The organism is Paenibacillus tengchongensis, assembly GCF_008973665.1.
Classification (GTDB): Bacteria; Bacillota; Bacilli; order Paenibacillales; family Paenibacillaceae; genus Paenibacillus_AQ; species Paenibacillus_AQ tengchongensis.
The window spans coordinates 1-719 of the sequence record NZ_WACP01000050.1 but is presented as its reverse complement, the minus strand read 5'-3'; the positions used below and the strand labels follow the sequence as shown (position 1 = coordinate 719).

Here is a 719-nt window from a genome sequence, read left to right as displayed (position 1 = left end):
GCGGGAGAGCAGTGGCTGAACGATGAGGAAATTGCAAGCGAGCATCTGTGCCGGTTCCAAAGTTATAAAGCAGAACACGGCGTACAGTCGCGTGTAAAATTTTAATTCAATGTTATATAGAGATTTTCTAATAGGCGTTTCTGTAATATCTCAGCCTAAAGACGTCCGATTTAAACGTTATATGGCTTGCTGAACGCGGACGAGCAGTGGCTGGATGGTGGCTTAGCGGCAAGTTTGTATCTTACCTAGTTTGAAAGATATTGGCAGAACACGGCATGACGTCCCGTGTAAAAATATTTTCTTGTAGAAATACACAAATGTTTGTCGGTTTTATATACTAGTAACTAACATTTAAAACTTCAATTTTCGGCATTTGTTAACATAGTCTTATAAGCAAATAATGGGACAAAGCGATTACAAGCCTAAAGGTTGCGGGTTCAAATCCCGGTACGGGATTTGAACCCGCAACCTTTAGGCTTGTAGTCCGCCGTATATACCATTAGACCACAGCGGCGATCACCAGCAATGTCAAAATATTTAACTTATACACCTTAGCTATCGACGTCTCTTTAATACCAAGAAACCAGTCATTCGAACCGCTAATCCGTCTTGGTGATTGCTCGTTCACGAGTAAAGTTTGAGTAATCGGTCCTATACAATTTGACTGAATAGATTGCGCAATCACAACGGTATGCACGTGGAACGTACTTAGACACATT

The 719-nt window shown here is 41.3% G+C and carries 1 protein-coding gene; it reads right to left on the bottom strand.

All coding sequences use genetic code 11. The features are described from left to right. Positions 1–499: 499 nt before the first annotated feature. On the bottom strand, positions 500–719 hold a 220-nt coding region (locus F1381_RS28670; protein WP_222850499.1), incomplete at its 5' end, for a hypothetical protein.